Origin of the sequence: Tardiphaga sp. (assembly GCF_025356345.1) — a bacterium.
Taxonomy (GTDB): Bacteria; Pseudomonadota; Alphaproteobacteria; order Rhizobiales; family Xanthobacteraceae; genus Tardiphaga.
This window is the reverse complement of the sequence record NZ_JANXTC010000236.1, coordinates 1-6,108: the sequence shown is the minus strand read 5'-3', so window position 1 is coordinate 6,108 and position 6,108 is coordinate 1. Positions and strand designations below refer to the sequence as shown.

7 protein-coding genes and 1 tRNA gene are annotated in these 6,108 nt (G+C 63.7%); 5 read left to right on the top strand and 3 right to left on the bottom strand.

Features of this window, described 5'->3' with window-relative positions; all coding sequences use genetic code 11:
• Positions 1-244: 244 nt before the first annotated feature.
• Positions 245-970 (bottom strand): lipoyl(octanoyl) transferase LipB, encoded by a 726-nt coding sequence (gene lipB, locus Q0S16_RS14390; RefSeq protein WP_295849348.1) that lies wholly within the window; start codon positions 968-970, stop codon positions 245-247.
• Positions 971-1,035: 65 nt separating this feature from the next.
• Here lipB and Q0S16_RS14385 point away from each other — a divergent pair, with 65 nt between their 5' ends.
• The 4 genes from Q0S16_RS14385 (at position 1,036) to Q0S16_RS14370 (ending at position 2,381) form a co-directional block, all read left to right on the top strand.
• A complete protein-coding gene (locus Q0S16_RS14385; RefSeq protein WP_295849344.1) occupies positions 1,036-1,278 on the top strand; it encodes a FliM/FliN family flagellar motor switch protein in 243 nt (80 codons plus the stop codon).
• Between the two features lie 96 nt (positions 1,279-1,374).
• Positions 1,375-1,459 (top strand) — tRNA-Leu (locus Q0S16_RS14380).
• Positions 1,460-1,578: 119 nt separating this feature from the next.
• A complete protein-coding gene (locus Q0S16_RS14375; RefSeq protein ID WP_295849339.1) occupies positions 1,579-1,815 on the top strand; it encodes a hypothetical protein in 237 nt (78 codons plus the stop codon).
• Positions 1,816-2,006: 191 nt separating this feature from the next.
• Positions 2,007-2,381: a hypothetical protein gene (locus Q0S16_RS14370; protein WP_295849337.1), complete on the top strand. Its 375-nt coding sequence runs from the start codon at positions 2,007-2,009 to the stop codon at positions 2,379-2,381.
• 228 nt (positions 2,382-2,609) lie between these two features.
• Here the strand turns inward: Q0S16_RS14370 and Q0S16_RS14365 are convergent, their stop codons facing one another.
• Both Q0S16_RS14365 and Q0S16_RS14360 read right to left on the bottom strand, forming a co-directional pair.
• Positions 2,610-3,878, bottom strand: a complete 1,269-nt coding sequence (locus tag Q0S16_RS14365) for a polysaccharide deacetylase family protein (RefSeq protein ID WP_295849333.1) — start codon at positions 3,876-3,878, stop codon at positions 2,610-2,612.
• Between the two features lie 97 nt (positions 3,879-3,975).
• A complete protein-coding gene (locus Q0S16_RS14360) occupies positions 3,976-4,704 on the bottom strand; it encodes a polysaccharide deacetylase family protein (protein ID WP_295849350.1) in 729 nt (242 codons plus the stop codon).
• 204 nt (positions 4,705-4,908) lie between these two features.
• Between Q0S16_RS14360 and mgtE the strand changes: the two genes are divergently transcribed.
• Positions 4,909-6,108 (top strand): magnesium transporter (mgtE, locus tag Q0S16_RS14355; RefSeq protein WP_295849331.1); only part of this gene is annotated, 1,200 nt, incomplete at its 3' end.

Here is a 6,108-nt window from a genome sequence, read left to right as displayed (position 1 = left end):
GGATCAGCGGCCCTGGGGCTTTAGCCTGGACCGGAAGCACGGTCCCCCGGCCCAAAATCGCCGCGGTGGCGCGTCCGCAGGCGCCGCGATCCATCGCGAGATGGGTCGCCTCCCAACCACCACAACCGCGCCTCCCGGCGCGCCGCTCCCCTCATGTCCGGAGGCGAGATCTGCCGATAGCTCGGACGCCCCTGGCGCCGCGAGAACGCGACAGGCTGGCTGTTTGACATTCTCATCGGAACGCTCAGGCGGTGGCTTGCGGCGCCCGCACGCCGTCGCCAAACACCTCGCCAAACGCCTGCCGCAGCGCCACGTCCACATCCGTCATGGTCACCGGCAGGCCGAGATCGACCAGGCTGGTGACGCCGTAGCGCGGATCGACCACGCCGCAGGGCACGATGGCGCCGAAATGGCTGAGGTCGGGCTCCACATTCAGCGAAATGCCGTGGAAGGACACCCAGCGTCGCAGCCGCACGCCGATGGCGGCGATCTTATCCTCGAAGCCGGCCCCCTTGTCGGGGCGGGCGACCCAGACGCCGACGCGGTCCTCGCGGCGTTCGCCGCGAACGTTGAAGGCGGCCAGCGTGCGGATCAGCCATTCCTCCAGCCCGGCGACATAGGCGCGGACGTCGGGGCGGCGCGCCTTGAGATCGAGCATCACATAGGCGATGCGCTGGCCCGGGCCGTGATAGGTGAGCTGGCCGCCGCGGCCGGTCTCGAACAGCGGAAAGCGGGCCTCCAGCAGGTCTCCGGGCTTGCCGGAGGTGCCGGAGGTGTAGAGCGGCGGGTGTTCCAGCAGCCACACCAGTTCGGCGGCCCTGCCATCGGCGATCGCCGCCACCCGCGCTTCCATCGCCGCGACCGCATCGAGATAGGGAATCGGGGCGTCGGCGATCCGCCACTCCACGGCCGAGGCCTCGCGCGCGCGCAAAAAGGGCTGCAGATCAAGGCTGTGGCGGTCATTAACCATTGGCTAACCATAACATGATGTTGTCGGCGGCACTGCGATCTTGCAGCTGTGACTGTGGGTACCCTGTGCCAACCCTCGATAAGATTTCCGTTGATATCATGGTCGTTCTCGGCACCACCTCGATGCCCGTCCATCAGGTCATGCGACTGAGCCGCGGCGCCATCATCGAGCTGGATGCCACCGAGCAGGACGAGGTCAGGATCCTCGCCAACAACCTGCCAATCGCCTCCGGCGTGGTGATTGTGAACCGCAACCGCATCGCGGTTGAAGTCAAGCAAATGTTGCCGCGGACCGCCGACCACAGATAGGTGACGGGAAGCGTTCAGCAGGCCTTGTCCCCCCATCATTGATTTGTTACATCGGCGCCGGTTGATCCGGATGGCGCAAGCCCGCCGGTCTCTTTAGCGCTCGTGGCGGAATTGGTAGACGCGCTGCCTTGAGGTGGCAGTCCGTAACAGGGTGGGGGTTCGAGTCCCTCCGAGCGCACCACAACCTCATTCATAGAGTCGAGTGATCAGCCCGCGGCGGGCGGCCGTGATCAGGCCGCAATCGCGGCGCCGTTTAGCAGCCCGAATCCATTGCGCCGGTCGGATCAAGGATCTGACGGCGTGTCACAGCAGGCGGAAACCATGAGTAAGGCGTTCGAAAAGCTGATCGACAAATATGCCGAGCGGCAGGATTTCGACCGCCTGACGACGTTCCATGCCGCCCGCGCCACCATGCTAAGCACGCTCCAGGATGGCACTTACGAAAAAATGCCGGCCGAATCGGAATTGCAACCGCTGATGACTGAAATCTCGCGGGAACTGGCCTATCTGGAAACGGCGCTGCTCAAGAAACCTTGACGGCTTTTTAACATGCGTAGCGTACCATAGTACTGAGGTCCGGTGGTATCGGTCCGCGGCTGCCCCCTTTTCGAGTGCCGCTGTTTTTTGGCGCAGTTATTTTCGAACCTATCGATTTTTATTCACGCATTTCCAGTCCGGACGGGTGCCGAGGTGCGCCGCTCGATGGCTTGCTGCGACGGAGCGAAGACATGAAACACCTCAGTTACGCCTATCGATTCGTTTCCAATTTCGTGTTCCTGGCGTTGGTCTATTTCAGCCTGAACTTTATCGGCCAATATCAGAAGCGCACCATCATCGCGGCGATCGTGCTCACCTATGCGGCGATGCGGGCGGTGTCGGCGCTGCGCACCTTCTATTTCTTCCAGTCGATCGAGCGGCTCGAGCTGGAAACACGCCGCCTTGGCGGCCTGGCCCATGATTCGCCGGCGGCGGCGGCGGCGCGCAAGCTGCTGGTCCGGGATGTCGTCGATCAACGCCAGGCCGGCGAAATGAAGTCATACATCGACCTGATGTTTCTCGCGATCATTGTGGTGCTGTGCGTCACCAAGATCGTCTCCGACTAGGTTGGCCGCGAGCGTGCGACGTCGCTAGAGCGGATGACTTTATAATGATTCGAATCACTGGCCCCGTCATTGCGAGGAGCCCTTGCGACGAAGCAATCCAGTCTTACTTCCCGCGCGGCCTTCTGGATTGCCGCGTCGCTTCGCTAAGGGGAAAGCCAATTGGCTTTCCCTGACCTTGCAATGACGGGGGGATGGGACACCGATTGATCTTGTTCAAGTCATCACGCTCTAGCGGGGCACCGCGGGCGTGGCCAGCAGTCCCGGCTTGGTGACCGGAACGCTGCCGGGAATCGTTCGCCTCGCGGCGCTGGCGTCGACGGCGATTATCGGGCCGCTGCTCGCCGGGACGTCGCGCGGCCGCTCGATCCGTTGCGCATGATGCGGCAGGCGGACCAGCGCGGTGATCGGCGCGGTGTGCCGCTCGGCGATGTCAAACAGCGTCGAGGCGGGGACCGGCAACAGGCTGGCCGGGCTCAAATCCCGCGGTGCCGAACCGCGAGGCCAGGGCGCCTGCTGCGGCAGCGGGACCATGCCGCGTCCCCGCTTCGGACGATCGAACGCTTCCGTCAAAGTCAGCATTTGTTGGGAAGCGGACACGGCGGGCGCGGCGAGCATGCCGTCGTGGCCATAGGCGAAGGTCGGGACTTTTTGCCAGCGGGAGATGGCCACCGTCTCCGAGGTCGGATGCATCTGCCATTGCTGTGGCTCGGTCGGGGTCCTCGGCAATTCGGGCGTCGCCGGCACCACATGCACGATGCGGTAGCCGCGTGCCTTGAGGTCTCTGAGGATGCCGGGTAGCGCAGCTACCGTGCGGGCCTGGATGTCATGCAGCAGCAGGATGCCCTTGCCCTTGGCCTCGATCCGCGAGAGGGCGAGGTCATGCACCGTCTGCGAGCTGACATGGCGCCAGTCGTCGGCCGGGAAATCCGCGCTCCAGGTCTGGATTCCCTTTTGCGCCAGATAGTCCTCCGCGCTTTCGGCACGCGACAGTCCGGGGATGCGGAAGAACGGGGCCAGATGCGCGGGATTGCCGAGCGCGGCGGTGACGCTGGCGATGCCGTCGTCGATTTCCTGCCGGGCGCGCTCGATCGGCAGATGCCGCATGCCGAGGGGATGGTTCTGGGTATGGGTCCCGACCGTATGACCGGCCGCGATCAGCTTGCGAACCCCTTCCGGATATTCCGTAGCCATTCGTCCGACGATGAAGAAGGTGGCCTGGATGCATTCCGCCGCCAGCATCGCCACGATCTGGTTGCTGTATTTCGGGATCGGGCCGTCGTCGAAGGTCAGCACCACCTCGTGGTCCCGCAGTGGCAATGTTTCCGGATATTGCATGGTGCCGATCCGCGGGTGCTCGCGCGGATCCACCACCAAAGTGCGTGAGGTGCCGAGCGCACCGGGGTTACCGGGGCAATTGGCGGCGAGCGCCGATTGGGCGAGGCCCGCCAGCAGGCCGAGGCTGAGCAGAGCCTGTCGTCCGATCGAAACGTGCGCCATCACCAAACACCACAATGCATTGCAAATACTCGGAAAAACTACCGGGTCGGCGATGAACGCCATGTTAATCCGGTCATCAACAGGTCTTGAACACGGCTCACCGGCTCTTGGTCGCGGACATGATGTGCACCACCCGGTAGTGGTTCGCTCGCAGATAGCGCAGGAAATCAGGCATCATCGCGGCGGTCTGCGCCTTGGTGTCGTGAAACAGGATGATGCCCCGGCCAGCTTGCTGCAGTCGGCCGGTGATCAGCGTCAGCTGCTGTTCCGGCGTCATCTTGTTCCAGTCGCTGGCCCAGAAATCCGCGCCGAACACGGCGATGCCGCGCGATTGCAGCAGGGCGAGCAAAGCCGGCGTCGACTCGAAATAGGGGAAACGGAAAAACGGCGTGCTTGGAACCGCGCTGGCCTTGCCGTTCAGCGCCAACTCGTCCGCCGCGATGCCGCGGTCGATCTGCTCGATCGCGGCGGCAAGGGTGATTTTTTTCAGGTCGGCATGGGCCCAGGTGTGATGCCCAATCGTGTGACCTTCGGCGGCCATCCGTTTCACCAGCGGGGCATTGGCGGCCGCGCTCTGTCCGATCAGGAAGAATGTGGCGCGCACGCATTCCCGTGACAGCGCCTCGAGGATTTTCGTGGTCGTCGGGCCATGGGGGCCATCATCGAACGTCAGCACCACCTCGTGATCATCAAGCGGCAGGCTATCGGGGAAGCTCTGTAGGCCCACGCGCGGAGTGGCGGCGGGATCGACGCTGAGGACGCGGGACGTGCCAAGCGCGTCCGCGCGGAGGCAAGTTTCGGCTCGCGCGCCGCTCGCGGCGAACATGATCAGGGCGATGATGGCGGCCTTCAACACGATCACAACACTTTCCCGGCCGTTGATTTCACGCGCCGCATATTTCCGATTGCATGGGGCATCGACCATTGGGTAATGCCTGATCCGAGCACAGGTTCGTTCTCATCGATGGATAGCGCATTTCATTCGCAAGTGCGCCAGCTCCGCAACCCAATCCAACCGGCGAGGTGCGGCATGACCGATGATCTGGATGTTGTCGCCCCCGTGATGGCTGAGCTCCCGGCGCTTGAGCGCTTTCCGATGCGAAACAAGGAGGGCGATATCCGCCCCGCCTTCGTCGAGGCCATTTCCAAGGCGATTCAGGTGGCCGATGCCGCCTTCCTGAAGGAAATTGTCGGTGAATTGCATGAGGCCGATCTCGGTGACCTGATCGAGGCGCTCGACGCCGTTGAGCGCGTCAGTCTGATCGAGCTTACCGGCGCTGATTTCGACTTTTCCGCGCTCAATGAGGTCGATGATTCCGTTCGCGAGGAATTGCTCGAAGAACTCGAGCCGGCCACCGTCGCCGAGGGGATGCGCGATCTGGACGCGGACGATGCCGTCGAGCTGCTCGAAGGCATGGACGAGGAGGATCAGGACGAAATTCTCGACAAGCTGCCGCCCTCGGAGCGCGTCGCGCTGGAGCGCAGCCTGGATTATCCGGAAAACTCCGCCGGCCGCCGCATGCAGACCGATTTCATCGCGGTGCCGCCGGATTGGAATGTCGGACAGGCGATCGACTACATGCGCGATACGCCGGACCTGCCGGAGCGGTTCTATGAAATCTACGCGGTCGACAGCGACAAACGCTGGCAGGGCGCGGTGTCGCTGGATGCTCTGCTGCGCTCGCGCCGTCCGGTGCAGCTGGCGGACCTGATCGACGAGGATCGCCGCCGCGTCTCCGTGGTCGACGACCAGGAGGAAGTGGCGCGGATGTTCGGCAAGTACAACCTTGTCGCCGCGCCCGTGGTGGACACCGACAACCGTCTGGTCGGCGTCATCACCATCGACGACGTCGTCGACGTCATCGAGGAGGAGGCCGACGAGGATCTCAAGGCGCTGGGCGGCGTGACGTCGGACGAAGAACTTTCCGACAGTTTCTGGACTATCGCCAAGGGCCGCTTCAACTGGCTGATCGTCAACCTTGCCACGGCGTTTCTGGCCTCCTCGGTGCTGGGCCTGTTCGAGGGCCAGCTCGAACAGATGGTGGCGCTCGCCGTGCTGGCGCCGATCGTGGCCAGCCAGGGCGGCAACGCGGCGACGCAGACCATGACCGTCGCGGTCCGCGCTTTGGCGACGCGCCAGCTCAATCCCAATAATGCGTCGCGCGTGGTGATTCGCGAGGGACTGGTCGGCCTGATCAACGGCATTGCCTTTGCGCTGATTACCGGCGTC

Bases quoted from the DNA above. Each gene is read 5' to 3' on its own strand.
- Q0S16_RS14360 (WP_295849350.1), bottom strand. From the start codon at position 4,704: ATGTTCGCCGCGAGCGGCGCGCGAGCCGAAACTTGCCTCCGCGCGGAC.
- lipB (WP_295849348.1), bottom strand. From the start codon at position 970: ATGGTTAATGACCGCCACAGCCTTGATCTGCAGCCCTTTTTGCGCGCG.
- Q0S16_RS14365 (WP_295849333.1), bottom strand. From the start codon at position 3,878: ATGGCGCACGTTTCGATCGGACGACAGGCTCTGCTCAGCCTCGGCCTG.
- Q0S16_RS14370 (WP_295849337.1), top strand. From the start codon at position 2,007: ATGAAACACCTCAGTTACGCCTATCGATTCGTTTCCAATTTCGTGTTC.